This window comes from Burkholderia sp. HI4860 (assembly GCF_002223045.2).
Taxonomy (GTDB): Bacteria; Pseudomonadota; Gammaproteobacteria; order Burkholderiales; family Burkholderiaceae; genus Burkholderia.
This window is the reverse complement of record NZ_NKFO02000001.1, coordinates 1,059,284-1,077,612: the sequence shown is the minus strand read 5'-3', so window position 1 is coordinate 1,077,612 and position 18,329 is coordinate 1,059,284. Positions and strand designations below refer to the sequence as shown.

Sequence of the window (18,329 nt, the reverse complement as noted above, 5' to 3'; positions counted from 1 at the left end):
ACCGTCTCGCTACGGTTCATAACGGTGGGCGCTGATGTCAGGCCGGTATCATAGCGCCTCAGGGCATCCCCCAATATGCCGATTAGCGGGTGGCGCGTATTCGCGGGCTGACCGGTCCCAAATGTTTGGCCGGATCTTCAGGAAAATTGGGGCGGCATCGAAGCGGTTTCGGCTGGCTTCGGATCTGTCTCAGCGGCGGAACCGATCGCCGACCGAACCTATAGCGGTAAATTCAAGGTCCGCATCCCGCCGCAAACTCACCGCGCGCTGGTGATCCAGGCCGCCGAACAGGGCGTCAGCCTGAACCGTCTCGCCAGCGCCAAGCTCTGCGCGTAGCCAGCCACGCGATTGCGTGCAGCTCGTGACGCCCGGCCTTCCTCGTGGAAGCCGGGCGTTCGCTTTTTCCGGGCCGTGGCACCCTGTGAACAGGGATGGCCTTGAGCCGATCCGCCCGCCTTGCATCGCATGCATCATCCACCGCTTGACCTTACCATCGTGGGAATGTTGATACTGGGATCATTGGCGGCATGAGCCGCGCATTCAGGGAATCCGACATGACTGAACCACTTGCCTCCGCAGCGCTGCATACGATCGAGCTGAGCATCGACGGCATGCATTGCGGCGGCTGTACGGGCCGCGTGCAACGGGCGCTGGCCGCGGTACCGGGCGTCGTCGAGGCGGCGGTTGACCTCGACACGCACACCGCGACGGTGACTGCGCAGGAAACGGTCGACGCCGCGCAACTCGTCGAGGCGGTCGGCGCAGCCGGCTACCGCGCCGCCGTGCGCGACCCGCTGCTCGGGGGCGCCGCGACGCCGCATGCCCATCCTGTCGAAGCCTCACCCGCGCCGATGGCCGCGGCCGCTCCCACTGCCCGCCACCCGCTTCCGGCCGACAGCACCACCATCGAACTCGATATCGACGGGATGACCTGCGCATCGTGCGTGTCGCGCGTCGAAAAGGCGCTGGCGAAGGTGCCGGGCGTCACGCGCGCGTCGGTCAACCTCGCGACCGAGCGCGCCACCGTCGATGCCGCGGCGAACGTTTCCGCCGCGCAACTGGTGGACACCGTGAAGCAGGCCGGCTACGGCGCGACGCCGACGGTAACGGATGCCGGCGTCGCCGCGTTCGCGCCTTCGCTGCCTGCCGCGCCCGCCAGCATCGAACTCGACATCGACGGGATGACGTGCGCGTCCTGCGTGTCGCGTGTCGAAAAGGCGCTGGCGAAGGTGCCGGGCGTCACGCGCGCGTCGGTCAACCTCGCGACCGAACGGGCTACCGTCGACGCCGCGCCCGATGTAACCGCCGCCCGGCTCGCCGAAGCCGTGAAACAAGCCGGCTATGGCGCGACGCCGGTGGCCGGCGCCGCGATCCCGCCGGCGGCCGCCATCGCCCCCGCCGATCTCGAACTCGACATCGGCGGGATGACCTGCGCATCGTGCGCCGGCCGCGTCGAGAAGGCGCTGGCCGCCGTGCCGGGCGTCGCGCGCGCTTCCGTCAACCTCGCGACCGAGCGTGCGTCGGTGCACGGCGCCGGCGCGCTCGACGCCGCGGCGCTGATCGCGGCCGTCACCACAGCCGGCTACCGCGCGTCGCTCTCCGCCGCATCATCAGCCGGCGCCACCGCCGGGGCTGACGCGCAACCGGGCAGCCCCGCGCAAGACCCCGACGCCCGCAAGCACCTCGAAGCGATTCGCGAACGCGATCTCGTGATCTGGTCCGCCGTGCTGAGCGCGCCCCTTGTCGCACCGATGCTCGTCGCACCGTTCGGCATCGACCTGATGCTGCCCGGCTGGCTCCAGCTCATGCTCGCGTCGATCGTCCAGTTCGGCTACGGCGCGCGCTTCTATCGCGCGGCCTGGCATGCGGTGAAGGCGCGCACCGGCAACATGGACCTGCTCGTCGCGCTCGGCACGTCGGCCGCGTACGGGCTGAGCCTGTGGATGCTGTTGCGCGATCCTCTGCATCCCGGCCACCTGTATTTCGAGGCGTCGGCCGTCATCGTCACGCTGGTGCGCTTCGGCAAGTGGCTCGAGTCGCGCGCGAAGCGCCAGACCACCGACGCGATCCGCGCGCTGAACGCGCTGCGTCCCGACCGCGCGCGCGTCGTCGAGCACGGCGTCGAGCGCGACGTGCCGCTGGCGCAGGTACGCGTCGGCACCCGCGTCAGCATCCGTCCCGGTGAGCGCGTGCCGGTCGACGGCCGGATCGTGTCGGGTCGCTCGCACATCGACGAATCGCTGATCACCGGCGAAAGCCTGCCCGTGCCGAAGGACGACGGCGACCCCGTCACGGCCGGCTCGATCAATGGCGAAGGCGCGCTCGTCGTCGAAACCACCGCGATCGGCGCGGAGACGACGCTCGCTCGCATCATCCGCCTCGTCGAATCCGCGCAGGCCGAGAAAGCGCCGATCCAGCGGCTCGTCGATCGCGTGAGCGAGGTGTTCGTGCCGGCGATCCTCGGCATCGCGTTGCTGACGCTGGTCGGCTGGCTGATCGCGGGCGCCGGCACCGAAACCGCGATCCTCAACGCGGTCGCGGTGCTGGTCATCGCGTGCCCGTGCGCGCTCGGCCTCGCGACGCCCGCCGCGATCATGGCCGGCACGGGCGTCGCGGCCCGGCACGGCGTGCTGATCAAGGATGCGCAGGCGCTCGAACTCGCGCAGCGCACGACCGTGATCGCGTTCGACAAGACCGGTACGCTGACCGAAGGCAAGCCGTCCGTGACCGCGTTTGAAGCGGTCGGCGTGCCGCATGACGAAGCGCTCGCGCTCGCGGCGGCGGTGCAACGCCAGAGCGACCATCCGCTCGCGCGCGCCGTGGTCGCCGCGCACGACGCCGACCTGGCCGCACGCGGCGGTGCGGTGTCGTCGCCCGTCGCCGCCGATGCGCGTGCGGTGGCCGGACGCGGCGTGGAAGCACGTGTCGGCGGGCAGTTGCTCGCGCTCGGTAGCACGCGCTGGCGCGACGAGCTCGGCATCGCGACGCCGCCCGCGCTCGACGCACGCGCGGCGGAGCTCGAGCGCGCGGGAAACACGATCTCGTGGCTGATGCGCGCCGACGCGCCGCGCGCACTGCTCGCGCTGATCGCTTTCGGCGACACCGTGAAGCCGGGCGCACGCGACGCGATCGCGGCGCTGTCGGCGCGCGGCGTCGCGAGCGTGCTCGTGACGGGCGACAACCGCGGCAGCGCAGCCGCCGTCGCGGCGTCGCTCGGGATCGGCGAGGTGCATGCGCAGGTGCTGCCCGACGACAAGGCGCGCGTCGTCGCCGAGCTGAAGCGCACGCACGGCGGGATCGTCGCGATGGTCGGCGACGGGATCAACGATGCGCCCGCGCTCGCCGCGGCCGACGTCGGTATCGCGATGGCGACCGGCACGGACGTCGCGATGCACACGGCCGGCATCACGCTGATGCGCGGCGACCCGGCGCTCGTCGCGGACGCGATCGACATCTCCCGACGCACGTACCGGAAGATCCAGCAGAACCTGTTCTGGGCGTTCGTCTACAACCTGGTCGGCGTGCCGCTCGCGGCGCTCGGCTGGCTGAACCCGGTGATCGCGGGCGCGGCGATGGCGTTCTCGAGCGTCAGCGTCGTGACCAATGCGTTGCTGTTGCGGAGATGGAAGGGGCGCGCGCGGTGATGTGTGGCGGGGGCGTGGGCTGGTGATTTGTGCCGGTGACTTGTGCCGGTGACTTGTGCCGGTGACTTGTGCCGGTGACGTGTGCCGGTGACGTGTGCCGGTGACGTGTGCCGGTGACGTGTGCCGGTGACGTGTGCCGAACGGCCGTTCGGCGTTCGGCGTTCGGCGTTCGGCGCTTGGCAAACAGGCAGGATCGTGAGGTCGGCCGGCATTGGCCGATGGCGAGTCAAATCGCCAGCGCACGACAACGCGGCGCCGGCCGGTGGCTTCAGTCCGAAATGACTGGCTTGATCAAGGTCGTCGTGATCGGCGCGAAGCCGCACGCACGATACAGCGCGCGGGCCGCCGCGTTGTGATTGAACACCGACAGCCCGATCTCGGTGACGCCGTACCGGCGTGCCTCGGCATCGAGCGCCTCGAGCGTCCGCGTGGCCCAGCCCTGGCGGCGCCGGGACGGGGCAATGTCGAGGTCGTAGATGAACAGCGTGCGGTTCGGCCCTTCAGGCACGATCGCGTACCAGAGGTCGCCCACCGCGTCGCCGCTGGCGCCGTCGATGAGCACGACGAGGGTCTGGCCGGAGGTACGCAGGCCGTCCGGCAGCAGCGTGTCGAAACAGGCGCGCGCCCGGCTGGCCGCGCCTTCGACAGCATTTTGTCCGGATGCAACGAGATCGCTCGCGTAGCCGTCGATGGCTCGCGTGCGGTACGCGTGGAATTCGCTGGCCGTCATCGGCCGCATCTGCAGCATGGCCCGGTCACCGTGAACGGAATCGGACTTCCAGTGTAGCGGGACGGTCGCGCCGGCGCGCGATGCAGCGGCGGAAAGCGGACAGGCAGGTGCGGCAGGCGCCGCGCTGGCAGCGAATCAGCGAATCAGCGAATCAGCGAATCAGCGAATCAGCGACGGTACAGGACGATCGGCACGAGGTGCGCACGACGCACGCGCTCGGCTTCGGCACGACGCGCAGCGTACGAGTATTCGGCGTCGAGCGGCAGGTGCGGGGACACGAAAAGGTCGTCGATCTTTTGCAGCAGGGCGAGGATGAAGCTCATGTGAGACTCCTGACAGATGTAACTAGGGTTTTCCCTTAGACGGACTCCATTCTAAGGGTTTTCCCTGAACTCCGCCAGCGCACCGCATCAGTTTGCCGCATGCGCGCGACGGCGGATCGCCGGTACATCACGGCGATCCTTGCTCCGTCTAGCTCTCAGGATAGGGTCGAAACGATTAACGCGTGCGGCGAGCGCGCTTCGCAACGGCGGCTTCGCGGTTCGCGTTGCGCTGAAGCCGGTCGACCTGCGACAGAAGCGCCTCGTGATGCTCCTCGAGCGTCATCAGCGTTGCCTGCTGCGTCGACAGATCGGCCGCGAGGCGATCGATCCGCTGCTGCTTCGTGGCGACGTCCTGCTTCAGGTGCGCGATCTGCCGCGTCTGCATCACCAGCGCGACGAGCCCGGCCAGCACGACGACGGCCAACGCCAGCAGCAGGCGGTTGACGCGGCGCATCTCGCGATCGGCCGTGCGCGTCAGGCCATCCACATCGGCCTGCAGGGCGGCCAGCCGGTCGGTCAGCGGGCGCAGGTGCGTATCCGGATCGAAGGCCGGCGCGGGCGGTTGCGTGCGCTCCGCCGACGGCTTCGTGACAAAGGAGGCAGCGGAAGCCAGCGGCTGCGTAACGGGGGATACGGTGGCGTCGACCTGCGGCGCGGCGTCATGGGCCTTCGCGGCGTTGGCCGTGTTCGCCGTGTTCGCCGTGTTCGCCGTGTTCGCCGTGTTCGCCGTGTTCGCCGTGTTCGCCGTGTTCGCCGTGTTCGCCGTGTTCGCCGTGTTCGCCGTGTTCGCCGTGTTGGCCGTGTTGGCCGTGTTGGCCGTGTTGGCCGTATTGGCCGTATTGGCCGTGTTGGCCGTATTGGCCGTGTTGGCCGTGTTGGCGGCAATCACCGGCTTGGCCGGCTGCGCCGACGTTTGCGGCTCGACCGTCGTCACCGTGTCCGACACCGGGCTCGCACCGGCCGCCTCCGCCGCCGTGCCAACGCTCGTCACGATCGGCGCGGATTGCTCCGTTGTCGCGTCGCCCGCACCGGCAGCCGCCCGCCGTTTGCCGCCCGACGACCCACGGCGTTCCTTCACGGCATCACCGGAGGACCGCCCTTCGCGGGATTTAACGGCGGCAGCAGCAACAGCCTTCTCTACTTCGCCATCAGCCGCTTGAGATCCGGTCGCCTTCACCTCAGCACCCTCATCTGCTTGCAGCTTGGTCGCCGCCGTTGCGGCGCCATCGCCCGCAGGCCCGTCGGCGGCCTTCGTTGCGACGCCATCGCCCAGGGAAATATCGACCGCCTTCATTGCAGCCGCGCCAGAAGCCGGCGCGACGTCGACGTTTGCGTCACCACGACCTTCAGGCGACGAAACGCCATGCGCCACCGTCGCGTCTCCAGGCGTCACGGCACCTTCCGCTGCTTCAACATGCCCTGCCGCGGCGGCTCCATCCGGCGCACTGAACCCGTCCAGCGCAGCCTGCCGCCCGGACGCCACATCGTCCGCGACATCGACCGCCGCCTCGGCTTGCGCGCCCGCTTCGTCACGCGCCGCGGCCGGCAGACGCTCGCCCGGCTCGAGCACCGGGTCGCCGAACAGGTCGAGCGTCCGTTCGTCTCGCGACGCGTCGCCGGCCGGCGCACTGCCGGACCGCACCGTCGCCCTCGCGGACGTACTGCCCGCGGCAGCAGCCGAGCGCGGGCGCGAACGGGCCGACGAACGATTGGAACGGAAGCGAGGCGAGGAAACGGATTCGGTCATTTCTGCCAAATTACTGTCCAAGAACATCTATCGAATTCCAACTATCTCTAAACAAATCAATAATTTGCATCATCAACCTGTCCATTTTACGCTGACAGAATTCCACCCTATCCAGTGATTTCCGATGGGCGATGTGATGGGCCTGAAACCGATGCTAACCGACAAACAAGCCAAAACGCTCAAACCACCCGACAAACCCGGCTTCGCCGGAAAAGTGACCGGACTACTGAGCGGCGCAGACCGCATCGACCCGCGCAATCGGGATCGAGAGGCGCCAGTGTTGGGGCGGCCCTTGCGTTCGAGCAAGCCGCCCGCCAAGTCCAGGACGAACGTGAGCCCAGGTGAACGAGTAAAAAGCATGCAATCCGCTGGATCAGCAGCCTGGAAGGCGACGTCTTTCCCCGGCTCGGCAACCGGACGCTCGACGCGATTGACCGGGCTACTTGTGCAGACGCCCTACACCCGATCTGGCTGACGAAGACTGTTATGGCCAGTCACACTCGTCAACGCATGCATGCCGTCATGCAGTGGACGCGGGCACACGGTCACATCGCCGCGAATCCTGTCATGGCAGTCGACTACACCCCTCCAAAACAGTCGACCCAAGCGACACACCAACCGGCAATGCCGTGGCCCCTGGTGCCGCAATTCGTCGCGACTCACCTTGCACAGCACACACCGGGTCGAACGAAAGGCCCGGATCCAGGTGCACTGTTTCACCCAACTGCGACATGCCATAGGACTCGACGTCCTGCCGCCTGCCGGCACCATCAAAAAGGAAATTGCTTCCGGCGTGAGGTCAATGCCGGAATGGGTGCGGCGCTCGATCGCAAGGTCGACGATGTCACCAACCCGATGTCGACCGAGGGCCTGGCTGATCCAGCCGGCGGGCGAACTGCGCGCACGCTAACGCCGGCGCAGCGCTCCGTCTATACCAAAGTGAGGCAATGCATCAGTCGAAAGCCTTGTCGCGAGCGCTCGCGGATGGCCGGCAGGGTATCCGGGACATCTGCACCCGCAAAGGCCGCCCCCCTAAATGGCGAGCAGCACGATCACCGGAGGCTCATTTGACGAGTGAATACAGGAGGGTTCCGGAAAACAACACCAGCAGCATCGACGCAGAACGAAGCAGCGTCGTAATATGCCGCGGCCCGGATGCCAGGACGCTCGTCACGCGCCCCAGGCTGGCCCAACCCGTCCCAATAGGCACGAGCACCAGTAGAAACGCACCGAATGCCACGGCCCCGTTGCCGGCATCATGGAACGCCTGCAATGGAAATGCCGTGCTGGCCAGCAGAAAGGCCTTCGGATTCAACAGCGTGGCGACGAACAGGTTCCGCCACGTTACGGCCTTCGCGCGCTTGTCCTCTTCCATCCGGCCCTGCGTCCACATGTTGATCGCCAGCAACAGCAGGTACGACGAACATGCGACCTTGATCACGGTCAGGACGTGAGGATGCGCCACCGCGAACGTCAGTAGCGAAAATCCCCACACGGAGATGGCGATGACATAGCCTGCCGCCTCGGCAAGCACAAGCGGCAGCGTTCGCGCCAAGCCGACACTGATGCCCGATGAAAACAGCAACGTGTTGGTCGGCCCCGGGACAACCAGCACCAGAGCCGCGTAAAAACACATCGTGATCAATTGGTGAGTATTCAACGTAGCCTCGAACGACGTGTTAGCCGCCTTTTATCAGTATTCCGGATGACGAAGCGATGCCAGATACGGTCGCGCGTCGATCTGTTCGCTGAACTCGAAATTCGTCGCCTCCAGTGCGCGGGTCAGCCGGGACGAATCGGCGCGATCGCATCGAATCCCGATGAGCACCCGCCCGTAGTCGAACCCTTCGTTACGATAGTGGAACAGGCTGATATCCCACGCATCGTCGAGTGTCAGCAGGAACTTCAGCAACGCGCCGCGGCGCTCCGGAAACATCACCTGAAAGAGCCTTTCCTGCTCGAGATGCCATGCGTCCGCGCCGACGAGCTGATGCCCATACGTCTTCCACAACGTACTGCCGCCAAGATCCGTGGCCCGGTAGCCAGCCGTTTCCAGGTCGTGAATGATGCTTTGCGCGTTCTCGGCACACGGCGTCTGCACCCCCACAAAAACCTGCGCGTCGCGTCCGGTCGTGCGGCGGTAGTCGAATGCCGTCACGACACGCTCGCCGAGCTGCTCGATGAGTGCGCGAAAACTCCCGGGACGCTCGGCGATCGATACGGCAAGACGCACCTCCCGGTGTTCACCGATCGTCGAGCGCTCGGCGATATAGCGCAGCTGATCGAAATTCATGTTGGCCCCGGACGCAATGGCAACCAGCGTCGCCCCCTGCAACTGTTCGCGCTGCTGCCAGGCCTTCAATCCGGCGAGCGCCAGTGCGCCCGACGGTTCGAGAATCGAGCGGGTATCGACGAAGACGTCCTTGATCGCCGCGCAGACTTCGTCGTTGTTCACCAGCACGATGCCGTCCAGATACTGCTTGCACAACGCGAAACTGTGCGCCCCGACCTGGCGTACCGCCACACCGTCGCAAAAGCGACCGACGTGCGCGAGCCGCACCGGTGCGCCGCCGGCGAGCGCCTGACTCATGCTGTCGGCATCATTCGGCTCCACGCCGAAAATCCTGATCTGCGGCTTCACGCGCTTGACGTACGCGCAAATGCCGGCGGCCAGCCCTCCGCCGCCGATCGGCACGAAAATCGCATCGAGCTGGGTCGTCTGCTGCAGAATCTCCATCCCGACTGTGCCCTGCCCCGCAATCACATGAGGATGGTCGAACGGTGGGACGAAAGTACGCTTTCGATCGTTCGCGCAGGACAGCGCGGCATCGCACGCGTCGTCGAAATTGTCACCGCACAGCACCACCTCGGCACCGTAGCGCTTCACGGCTTGTACCTTGATCGCAGGCGTCGTGTGAGGCATGAACACGCTGGCCTTGCAGCCCAGCGTGTGCGCCGCGAGCGCCACGCCTTGCGCGTGATTGCCGGCCGAAGCGGTCACCACCCCGCGCGCGAGCGCGTCGCTCGACAGCCGTGCCATCAGCGTGTAGGCACCCCGCACCTTGAAGCTGAAACTCGGCTGCATGTCCTCGCGCTTGAGCAACACACGACTGCCGAAACGCTCGGAAAGCCGGGACAGGCATTCGAGCGGCGTCTTGACCGCGACGTCGTAGACGGGTGCGTTCAAAATACCGGTCAGATAGTTGAATTCTGCATGCATGGCGTGATCAATCATGAACTGGATCGTGGCGGTCCCGACGTGTGTCGCGCTCCGCCGCTGCCGCCGACCATGGCGACGAGACGAACGCACCGCCCGTCAGCTGTCGGGTTTCCGCATGGCGCAGTACAACGTTAGGGCAACCGAACAGATTCGGCGCGATCAGGTTGGCCGCGCGCCGAACCTCGTGCGTCGCGCCGATCGCATTCACGACCGATGCTTCGATACGCTCGTCGGCCGTGACCCACGGGTCGCCGCTCACGTCCAGGCGCGGAAAGTGAATCGCGTCCTCGACCGACATGCCGCAATCGACCAGATACGTAATGAGCTGCATGACGGCCGGCATGATCCGTCGACCTCCCGACGCGCCCAGCGCAAGCACGTCGCCACTCGCTCGCCGGATCACCGTCGGGCACATGTTCGACAGCGGCACCGCTCCGGGCCTGATCGAATTGGCTTTCCCCGGCCGGGGATCGAACCACATGACGGCATTGTTCGTGACGATGCCGGTTTGCGGCAACGTCACTTTCGAGCCAAACATCGACAATAACGTCTGTGTCAACGCGACCGCGTTGCCATGTCGGTCGACGACACTGATATGCGTCGTGCACGTACCGCGCCGTGCGTCGTCCGTAGGCGCCCCGGCGCCGAGACGCTCGGCATAGGTCTGCGCCAGCGCGTCGGCAATGCGCGAAAAGAATCGCGCGTCCGGAACCGCCATGTCGTCGCCGGCCGGTTGCCGTGCGAACAGCGATAGCGCGCAGGCCAGCGCCGGCCCCGCGGTCAGTTCCGATGAGGTCAGGATGGCCGCATCGCGGTAGCACAGTGCTTCGATCTGCTTGATCTCGGCGCCATAGGCGGCCAGATCGTCGATGCACAGGCGCGATCCCACCGCCGCGAAATCGGCAGCGATCCGGCGGGCAAGCGCGCCGCGGTAAAAATCCTCGCCGCCACGCTCGGCAAGCGCCTCCAGCGTGGCGGCCTGATGCTCGAGCATGATGGGCGCGGCGGCGCCGGACCAGTCCGACGCGGGCACGTGCCCATCGGGCAGATAGCATGCCGCGCTCGCCGGATAACGTGCGAGCCCCGGGGCAGCCGACGCCACCTTCAAGGTCAGATACCAATCGACTTCGAGCCCCTCGCGAGCACAGCGAATCGCCGGCTCCACGAGCCGCCGCCACGGGAGCGAACCGAACTCACGGTGGGCCAGCGTCATGCCGGCAACCTGCCCCGGCACGCCGATTGAAAACGGGCCTTCGAGATTTCGATCGTCGACGACCGCGGGCCACCCGAACATGCCCCGTGCGGATTCTCCGGTCAGGCGATAGTCGTCGGGCTCGAGCGCCAACGGGGCCCTCGCCGCGAAGTCGATGTTGAATGCGGTTCCGTCGGCCGGCGCGACGACCATATGCCCCACGCCGCCCAAGCCGCTTTGCCAGGGTTCAAGCACACCGATTGCAAAGCTCGCGGCGATCGCCGCGTCGATGGCGTTTCCGCCCTCCTCCAGCACCGCTGCCCCGATGCGTGATGCCTTGTAGTGCTGACTGACAACGATGCCGCCGGAAGCCGAAACCACGGGTTTCCTGATCTGCCAGTTTTCAAAATGAGTCACTTCATGCCTCTGTCGTGATTGAGGGCGCACGTGACGCGTGCGGGCGAAGCCGGGCTGCCGTGACAAGGCTGCAGCGACCGCAGGACGATCGTGGCCAGGTGATCCAGTACGGCCTGCATTGCCGATTGAATGAAAAAATGCCCACCGTCGAAGCGCGTGATCGAAAATTGCGTCGACGTGAATACCTGCCACGCCAGCGCATCCGCTTCCGACACCAGTTCGTCGTCCTTCCCGGCGAGCACGTGGACCGGTATGCCCAGGTCGCGCGGCGTACTGCGCCATGTTTCCCGACACTGCAGATCGGCACGGATGGTCGGCATGAAGGTGTCGATGAAGTCTCTCCGCTCGAGCGCGACGGCCGGCAACCCGTTGAGACGTATCAACGCGTCGATCAACGCATCGCGCGGAAGGACGTGCAGCACGTGCTCGCGGCGCAGCGGCAGGTGCGGCGCGGCACATGCGGACGCGACGAGTGCAGTCGGACGACGTCCCAGGTCGACGAGCCGACGTGCCAGCTCGACCGCGATGACGGCCCCCATGCTGTGGCCGAACAGCGCGAAAGGAATGTCCGCGCGGTCGCCGACGACACGAACCAGTTCATCGACGATGGCATCCATGTGCGTCAGCGCGGGTTCGGAAAACCGGCCCCCCCGCCCGGGCAACTCGATCGCGCACACTTCGAGGTTCGCCGGCAGCGCCTGCCGCCAACCGGCAAAAATAGAGGCGCTGCCGCCCGCGTAGGGCAGGCAATAAATCCGCGCGTCAGGTTTCCCGTTCGCGGAAAAAGACACGAGACCGCGGCTCGACTTGACGATTTCCGGCATGGCGAATGCGCTCGATCGAGCTTATTTCCAGAACAGCAACGGCACGCACGCCAGCAGCAGCAGCGCCATCGTGCGGTTGTAGATCACGCGCGCGCGTTCGGTCTGCAACAGGGTCTGCATGCCGACGCCCAGCGCCGCCCACACCGACACCGCCGGGAAATTGATCACGATCATCAGGATGCAGATGCCGATCACTGATGAAACGAATCCCTGGCCATCGACCGAGAACAGAACGATCAGGTTCGCGGCCATGAGCCAGGTCTTGGGATTGACGAACTGGAACATGGCGGCCTGAACGAACGAAAACGGCTTCGTTTCCGCCTCTTTCGCGGCGGGACGCCCGGCGTTCGCAATCTTGTAGGCGAGGTACGCCAGGTAGAGCGCGCCAATCACGAACAACGCCAGCCTCGCAGCCGGATACTCGATGAAGACGACCCCGAGCCCCGTTGCGCTCAGCATCACCAGAACGGTCGCGCCCACCGTAATGCCCAGCAGATGGGGCAACGTGCGCACGAATCCGAAGTTCGCCCCCGACGCAGCAAGCATGACGTTGTTCGGGCCCGGCGTAATCGACAACGCGAGAATATACGCAGCGACCGCCAGTGGTTTGAATTGGTCGATCCCTGATGAAAGAGCAAACGACATGAAGTGCCTCGTGACGGATAGGATTGCAATGGCTGCCGGGAGGCAGCGGGCGTTGATCGTGAATCGCGGTCAACCTGCGATCGGGTTGACGAATTTCTCGATTTCTTCCAGCTCTTTCCGCAGCACGCGATAGCTGATCGTTTTTACCGGAGTCCGAAGCATTGGCATATCGATGGTGCCTTCACCCTGCGGCTCGATCCCGAGCTTGCGCTTGACGCTTTGCGCCGAGAGATTGTCGATCGGCGTTTCGAAGCGGATGCATTTCAGCGAGAATCTTTCGAAGAAAATGCGCATGGCCGCCGGATACGAAACCGACCCGATGCCGATGCCGCGATACCGGGCCTGCCAGATATGAGCATGCATGACGGCGCTGCATCCCGGGCTGAGATGCGTCAGTTCATGTACGCCGATTGCGCGGCCCATGTGCCGGATCGCCAGGATCGGCGCAGGTGCGGCACCGCTGCAGTTCCATCGCACCAGAATCGTCAGCAGCTCCCGCATCCGGCGCTCGCTCGGCAGCTTGTCGACATCGACATTCATCGACTCCATCAGGGCCGAAGGCGAGCGATACCAGTAGTCGAGACAGGGGGCGATGTCCTGCTCGATGAAGTCGTCCACGTGGATATCCGACAGATGAATCCGGTTCATGATTGCGCCAGAATGAAGTCGATGATCGAGCGATTCACCTCGGCTGCCTTTTCAAGGTGAAGGAAATGCCCTGCCCCCTCGACGACCTTGCGTGTCAGGGCCGCCGAGAAATACCCCGGCACGCCGTCGCCGACGAAGGCGTCGAGGCGCCCTTCCCGATCGTGCGTGCCATGCATCAGCAGCGTCGGCACCGGTACCGGCCCGGCGGCGATGCGTGCCTGCTCCGCATGACGCCGCGGATCACGCAACGGGACGTGGCGGCAACGATATTGCGCGAGCGCAGCCTCGAGCACGCCCGGCTGGCGAAACGTGCGCTTCACCGATTCGATCGTGTCTCGCGGCACGTCCCAGTTGCGGGAAGCATCACGCCACCACGCTTCGATGAAGGCGAAATCGTCATGGGCCAGTACCTGCTCGGCCGACGGCGACTGGAAGAAGAATGTATGCCAGATTCCCTTCAGGTATTCGTAGTGCAATCGCTGCGCGGCATCGGGACGACTCCAACCCAGCGCGACGAGCTTCGTCACGCGCTCCGGAAACAGGATCGAGGCCGCGATGGACGCCTGCGCGCCCCAGTCGTGTCCGACCAGAATCGCGTGCTCGAAGCCAAGCCCGTCGATCAGCGCGATCAGGTCGCCGGCCATATAGCAGGTGTGGTACTGATCCACCGGCGCTGCGCCCGACGGCGCATACCCGCGCAGGTACGGAGCGACCGCGGTAAAGCCGGCTTCCGCCAGTGCGTCGACCAGCGGCAGGAAAGTGAAGGCATTGTCGGGAAAGCCATGCGAGCATATGACCAACGGGCCGCTGCCTCGCTTCAGGTAATGTATCTCGACGTCGTCCGCATCGACCGCGCCGCGCATTCCGTCCGTGAGGGCCGGCGAGCAGGTAGCGTGGCTCATGCGACGCTGCTCAGGCGCTGTTCGACGATACCGGCGAAGCCATCGATCGTCGAATGGTTCATGAAGTCCAGCAGCGATACTTCGATGCCGCATGCCTGCTCGACCTTCGTCACCAGCACCGCCGCTGCCAGCGATCCGCCTCCCAGCACAAAGAAATCCGCATCGGAAGCGATGTGCTCGATACCGAGCGATTCGGAAAAAAGGCGCTTCACGAGTGCCCTGGTTGTCTGCATGTCCACTCCGTCGCATTGATCGGAACGCCGCCGTCCTTGCCATCCCGCAGGATGCGGCGCTCCGGATATTTCCCGTGCCGGGCCGTCAGCCGCGACCCTCGAAGGCGAACACCTGCCCTCTCGCATTGTTATGGACACGCTTGTTATGCCCGTAGTGGTCCTCCCCCGACACCAGGACCACGCCGTATTTGTCGAGCGAGATGGAACTGCCGTACTCCTCAACGACATCCGTATTCGGATACACCTTCACACCGGTCGGAACGTAACGGCTCGCGTATCCAAGTCGCGTCGTGTCGGTCGTCGAATTTGGAAACGACGAATGCATCAGCGTAGACCAGAAGATCACGCACTCGCCTGCCTGCATCTTGATCGACACCGCCTGCGATTCGTCCGGCTTCCACGACGGATCCTTCTGAAGGGTGCGGTAGTCGTAACCGAAAAAGCCGCGCTTGATCCCGTCCTTTTCCTGGTTATTGATCTTCGACGAGTCGTAGGCCATCTTCTTCGACTCGTCGTAGAACATCTCCTCGTGCGTGCCGGGGATGAAGCGAAGGCAACCGTTCTCCTCGGTCGCGTCGGTAAATGCCGTCCATGCGGTAATGGCACCGCCGAACCGGCTGTCCCCGGGCCAGACGATCTGCGGTTCGCCCGACGCATGCGCGAACGTGTCGGCCTGATGCCAGTCCGTACCCTCGTCGCCCGGATACTTCGGAAACATCTCCGATCGCCAGCACAGCAGGTCCGGGCCCAGCATGCCCGCCACGCGATCGACGATCTCACGCTTGCCGATATGCTCGCTGAGCAGGTTCACGTCCAGGTGACGATCGTAATTGGCGATGGGGCTGGTTGCCGGCAGGTCGTAAATCGCGTATTCCCTGTCGAACAGCTCGGCCCGGATTGCCCTGTAGCGTTTGCGCGCCTCCTCGGGCGAGTACACGCGAAACGGCCCGAAGAAGCCCTGTGCGCGGAATTGAGCGAGTTCGTCCGGGGTCAATGAAAACTGCGTCATGTCGGTCCTCTTGATTGAGTCACTTCGTGCTATTTCTCGACGGCCGTCGCAGCGACGGCCGCCGCGCGATAAAGCTCGGCCCAGCCGGCCAGCGTCGGCGTCAGCATCAGCTTGGCCGTGGGTACGGTCACCCCCAGATCCGCTTCGATCTTGACTTGCAGTTCGACGATCGACAGCGAACTTGCGCCGAGATCAAAAAAATCGTCGTCGTCGCCGACCTCACGATCCTTCAACAACCCCGCCAGCCGTTTCCGAATGGGCTCCTTGAACTGCAGCGATTCGCTCATGCTCCTCTCCAGTGTTGCGGGTCTCCCGCGAACTCATCAGACGCTTCCTGTTGACCTTGCCGTTGGCAGTCAACGGCAGCGCCGCTTGCACTTCAATCACGTCGGGGATCATGTAACCCGCCAGACGCTGCCGAAGGTACTGTCGGACCGCCGCCCGGACCTTGGCAGGATCCCCGGGCGACTGTACGAATGCGACGAGCCGCTTCTCCCCCAGCTCGTCCTGGCCGACCTCGACGATCGCGTCCTCGACACCGTCGGCCATCGCGAGCACCTGCTGCACCTGTTCCACCGAGACGCGATACCCGCGGATCTTCACCTGCCTGTCGAGACGACCGATGAATTCGTAGGTACCGTCGTCACGTTCGCGCACGAGATCACCCGTCCGATACAGTTTCCGATCCTGACCGTCGGGATCGTCGACGAAAGCGGCACGGGTCCGTTCCGGATCGTTCAGATAGCCGAGCGCGAGGCCGATCCCGCCCGCATACAGCACGCCCGCCTCGCCTCGGCGTACCGGCCGCCCGTTCTCGTCGAGTACGCGTACGGTGGTACCCGTGATCGGCTTGCCGATGGGTACCGTTGCGCCCGGTGGCGTAGCCGCCGTCATCGCATGACAGCAGGTAAAGGTCGTGTTTTCGGTCGGCCCGTACCCATTGATCACGGTGAGCGACGGGAACGCGGAAAGCACGGTTCTAACTGATTCCGGCTGAAGCACGTCGCCGCCCGCCAGCAGCACGCGAAGCCCCGCCATCAACGGGAGGCGGTTGCGAACCACGAGATGGAAAAGTGCAGCCGTCAACCACATGACCGTGACCTGTTCTTCGCGTACGAGACAGCCCATGGCATTCAGATCCAGCACCGGCGATTCCTCGACCACCAAGGTCGCGCCGTTGAGCAACGCGCCCCATATTTCGAAAGTCGACGCATCGAACGTAATCGGCGCCATTTGCAGCACACGATCTTGCGCATTCAGCTCGATGTAGTTCGTCTCGACGACCAGTCGCCGGATCGCCTGATGCGGCACGAGCACGCCCTTCGGCCTGCCTGTGCTGCCGGAGGTAAACATTGCGTAGGCGGGCGAATCCGGCGCCACCGCCCGCGAACACGCACGCCTGTCGAGAACGTCATGCCGGGTCCACAACACCCCGTCCCGACCGACCTCGACGAGCACGATGCCTTCGAGATCCGGATCGAGCTGCAGATGCGCGGCGTATTCGGGCAAGGTCAGTACGACGCGCGCGCCGAGCTCCCGCAGATGCTCGTTCACTATCGCGGTCGGACCGGCCGGATCGACCGGAACGTAATAGGCGCCGATCTTCAACACCCCGATCATCGCGATCACCGCACCGGGCGAGCGCGGCAGAAGCAGCACGACTGGCGAACCGGCGGCCACGTCGAATCCGTCGAGACAGGCCGCCAACCGATCGGACAGCGCGTCAAGCTGATCGTAGGTGTAACGCGCGCTTCGCGCGGCAAGCGCCGTGTGCGCCGCATGAAGCCGGACCACCTGTCTGAATCGCTCGAGTATGCTCATCTCCGGCTCCAGGTCGACACAAGGCAGACGCTCGTCTCCGGGCGGCAAGACGGCCCGACGCGAACCACGGTGCACGCCGTCATACGGCCTCCCGGCGACCGAGGAACTCGATGATCGAATCGTTGACTGCGTTCTTTTCGCGCAGAATTTCGTAGTGGTCTCCCGGCACCACGACATGTCGCTCGGCATTGCGCAACAGCGCGGCAATGACCCGCGAGCTGGCAGGGCAGACCTGCTCGTCGCCATCGGTCGAAATCACGCGCGTGCGGTGCGGGACTTCGCCGGCGAGCGTCATGAAGTCGGTGCCGCGATACGACAGGTAGTTCAGCCCGTGGCGATGCAGGCGAGCGGCCGATGAAAACGGCACGAGAACTTCTTCATCGAACTCGGTCTTGGCGGGAACCCCTACCCGGCTCGCCGTGAGCTTCTCGCACAACGCGGCCGCATAGTTCAGGCTTTCCGCCGCCAACGGCAGCAGACTGTCCACTTCCCGCTGAAAATTCGATTGAGGGCAGACCGCGGGACTCAGCATGTACTCTCCGCAAACCAGCGCGAGACGATCGATTCGATGCCCTTCGATGCGCGCGGCGACGAGCGCGATGCCGGCACCCGAACAGAATCCGACCACATCCGTCTTGCGTACGCCCAACGCGTCCAGCACCGAGCACATGTCCTGAACATGGACTTCGGGTGTCATCCCGCTTTCGTGCGCGGCGGGCGGCTGGTCGCATAGCGAGCGACCTTGCCAGGTCACCACGTTGAATTCGCCCGACAGTATCGCGCACAGTGTTCCGGCCGCATCGAGGCGAAGCCCGAACGGTAGTATCAGCGTCAAGAACGGTTTCGCTTCACGCCAATCCCCGCGAAATACTCGCAGCCGCTTTCCGTCAGACGCCGTCACGAACGATTCGTACATATGCTGGGTTTGCGAATGAAATGGGATGCCTCGTACGACCATCGGCTGAACACGATGC

16 protein-coding genes and 1 pseudogene are annotated in these 18,329 nt (G+C 65.1%); 2 read left to right on the top strand and 15 right to left on the bottom strand.

Annotated features, from left to right (window positions below; genetic code table 11):
- Positions 1–198 precede the first annotated feature (198 nt).
- Together CFB34_RS04840 and CFB34_RS04835 are read left to right on the top strand one after the other, a co-directional pair.
- Positions 199–336, top strand: a pseudogene (locus tag CFB34_RS04840) (toxin-antitoxin system HicB family antitoxin); the annotation flags it as partial.
- A gap of 218 nt (positions 337–554) precedes the next feature.
- Positions 555–3,644 carry a heavy metal translocating P-type ATPase gene (locus CFB34_RS04835; RefSeq protein WP_089441437.1) on the top strand — a complete coding sequence of 1,030 codons (3,090 nt, stop codon included), beginning with the start codon at positions 555–557 and terminating at the stop codon, positions 3,642–3,644.
- 268 nt (positions 3,645–3,912) lie between these two features.
- On the opposite strand, the gene CFB34_RS04830 is transcribed toward CFB34_RS04835, so the two are convergent.
- From CFB34_RS04830 to CFB34_RS04760, 15 genes are all read right to left on the bottom strand, one after another.
- Positions 3,913–4,392 carry a GNAT family N-acetyltransferase gene (locus tag CFB34_RS04830; protein WP_089441436.1) on the bottom strand — a complete coding sequence of 160 codons (480 nt, stop codon included), beginning with the start codon at positions 4,390–4,392 and terminating at the stop codon, positions 3,913–3,915.
- Between the two features lie 149 nt (positions 4,393–4,541).
- Entirely contained in the window at positions 4,542–4,697 is a 156-nt protein-coding gene (locus CFB34_RS04825) for a hypothetical protein (protein ID WP_006481665.1), read from the bottom strand.
- Between the two features lie 175 nt (positions 4,698–4,872).
- Positions 4,873–6,444, bottom strand: a complete 1,572-nt coding sequence (locus tag CFB34_RS04820) for a flagellar hook-length control protein FliK (RefSeq protein WP_218829648.1) — start codon at positions 6,442–6,444, stop codon at positions 4,873–4,875.
- A 1,063-nt stretch (positions 6,445–7,507) separates the two neighbouring features.
- Positions 7,508–8,080 (bottom strand): LysE family transporter, encoded by a 573-nt coding sequence (locus CFB34_RS04815; RefSeq protein WP_179243778.1) that lies wholly within the window; start codon positions 8,078–8,080, stop codon positions 7,508–7,510.
- Positions 8,081–8,137: 57 nt separating this feature from the next.
- Positions 8,138–9,679, bottom strand: coding sequence for a threonine ammonia-lyase, biosynthetic (ilvA, locus tag CFB34_RS04810; protein ID WP_242808565.1), 1,542 nt, complete (start codon positions 9,677–9,679; stop codon positions 8,138–8,140).
- On the bottom strand, positions 9,672–11,273 hold the full coding sequence (locus tag CFB34_RS04805) for a gamma-glutamyltransferase (RefSeq protein WP_089441434.1): 1,602 nt from the start codon (positions 11,271–11,273) through the stop codon (positions 9,672–9,674). The genes ilvA and CFB34_RS04805 overlap by 8 nt, the downstream gene beginning before the upstream one ends.
- The gene (locus tag CFB34_RS04800; protein ID WP_089441433.1) at positions 11,270–12,097 is read right to left on the bottom strand and encodes an alpha/beta fold hydrolase; all 828 of its coding nucleotides are present in this window, start codon (positions 12,095–12,097) and stop codon (positions 11,270–11,272) included. The genes CFB34_RS04805 and CFB34_RS04800 overlap by 4 nt, the downstream gene beginning before the upstream one ends.
- Positions 12,098–12,118: 21 nt before the next feature.
- Entirely contained in the window at positions 12,119–12,742 is a 624-nt protein-coding gene (locus CFB34_RS04795; protein WP_089428868.1) for a LysE family translocator, read from the bottom strand.
- Between the two features lie 69 nt (positions 12,743–12,811).
- Positions 12,812–13,390: a GNAT family protein gene (locus CFB34_RS04790; RefSeq protein WP_089441432.1), complete on the bottom strand. Its 579-nt coding sequence runs from the start codon at positions 13,388–13,390 to the stop codon at positions 12,812–12,814.
- Positions 13,387–14,292: an alpha/beta hydrolase gene (locus tag CFB34_RS04785; protein WP_089441431.1), complete on the bottom strand. Its 906-nt coding sequence runs from the start codon at positions 14,290–14,292 to the stop codon at positions 13,387–13,389. The genes CFB34_RS04790 and CFB34_RS04785 overlap by 4 nt, the downstream gene beginning before the upstream one ends.
- Positions 14,289–14,504 (bottom strand): phosphopantetheine-binding protein, encoded by a 216-nt coding sequence (locus CFB34_RS04780; protein WP_242808564.1) that lies wholly within the window; start codon positions 14,502–14,504, stop codon positions 14,289–14,291. The genes CFB34_RS04785 and CFB34_RS04780 overlap by 4 nt, the downstream gene beginning before the upstream one ends.
- A gap of 106 nt (positions 14,505–14,610) precedes the next feature.
- The gene (locus tag CFB34_RS04775; protein ID WP_089428864.1) at positions 14,611–15,534 is read right to left on the bottom strand and encodes a chlorinating enzyme; all 924 of its coding nucleotides are present in this window, start codon (positions 15,532–15,534) and stop codon (positions 14,611–14,613) included.
- Positions 15,535–15,563: 29 nt separating this feature from the next.
- Positions 15,564–15,821 (bottom strand): acyl carrier protein, encoded by a 258-nt coding sequence (locus CFB34_RS04770; protein ID WP_089428863.1) that lies wholly within the window; start codon positions 15,819–15,821, stop codon positions 15,564–15,566.
- Complete coding sequence (locus CFB34_RS04765; protein ID WP_089441430.1) at positions 15,754–17,355, bottom strand: amino acid adenylation domain-containing protein; 1,602 nt, start codon at positions 17,353–17,355, stop codon at positions 15,754–15,756. The genes CFB34_RS04770 and CFB34_RS04765 overlap by 68 nt, the downstream gene beginning before the upstream one ends.
- A 79-nt stretch (positions 17,356–17,434) precedes the next feature.
- The gene (locus CFB34_RS04760; RefSeq protein ID WP_089441429.1) at positions 17,435–18,271 is read right to left on the bottom strand and encodes an alpha/beta hydrolase; all 837 of its coding nucleotides are present in this window, start codon (positions 18,269–18,271) and stop codon (positions 17,435–17,437) included.
- Positions 18,272–18,329 lie beyond the last annotated feature (58 nt).

Coding starts and splice junctions, on each gene's coding strand:
- CFB34_RS04835 (WP_089441437.1), top strand. CDS start 555: ATGACTGAACCACTTGCCTCCGCAGCGCTGCATACGATCGAGCTGAGC.
- CFB34_RS04830 (WP_089441436.1), bottom strand. CDS start 4,392: ATGCTGCAGATGCGGCCGATGACGGCCAGCGAATTCCACGCGTACCGC.
- CFB34_RS04825 (WP_006481665.1), bottom strand. CDS start 4,697: ATGAGCTTCATCCTCGCCCTGCTGCAAAAGATCGACGACCTTTTCGTG.
- CFB34_RS04820 (WP_218829648.1), bottom strand. CDS start 6,444: ATGACCGAATCCGTTTCCTCGCCTCGCTTCCGTTCCAATCGTTCGTCG.
- CFB34_RS04815 (WP_179243778.1), bottom strand. CDS start 8,080: ATGTGTTTTTACGCGGCTCTGGTGCTGGTTGTCCCGGGGCCGACCAAC.
- ilvA (WP_242808565.1), bottom strand. CDS start 9,679: ATGATTGATCACGCCATGCATGCAGAATTCAACTATCTGACCGGTATT.
- CFB34_RS04800 (WP_089441433.1), bottom strand. CDS start 12,097: ATGCCGGAAATCGTCAAGTCGAGCCGCGGTCTCGTGTCTTTTTCCGCG.
- CFB34_RS04795 (WP_089428868.1), bottom strand. CDS start 12,742: ATGTCGTTTGCTCTTTCATCAGGGATCGACCAATTCAAACCACTGGCG.
- CFB34_RS04790 (WP_089441432.1), bottom strand. CDS start 13,390: ATGAACCGGATTCATCTGTCGGATATCCACGTGGACGACTTCATCGAG.
- CFB34_RS04785 (WP_089441431.1), bottom strand. CDS start 14,292: ATGAGCCACGCTACCTGCTCGCCGGCCCTCACGGACGGAATGCGCGGC.
- CFB34_RS04775 (WP_089428864.1), bottom strand. CDS start 15,534: ATGACGCAGTTTTCATTGACCCCGGACGAACTCGCTCAATTCCGCGCA.
- CFB34_RS04770 (WP_089428863.1), bottom strand. CDS start 15,821: ATGAGCGAATCGCTGCAGTTCAAGGAGCCCATTCGGAAACGGCTGGCG.
- CFB34_RS04765 (WP_089441430.1), bottom strand. CDS start 17,355: ATGAGCATACTCGAGCGATTCAGACAGGTGGTCCGGCTTCATGCGGCG.
- CFB34_RS04760 (WP_089441429.1), bottom strand. CDS start 18,271: ATGTACGAATCGTTCGTGACGGCGTCTGACGGAAAGCGGCTGCGAGTA.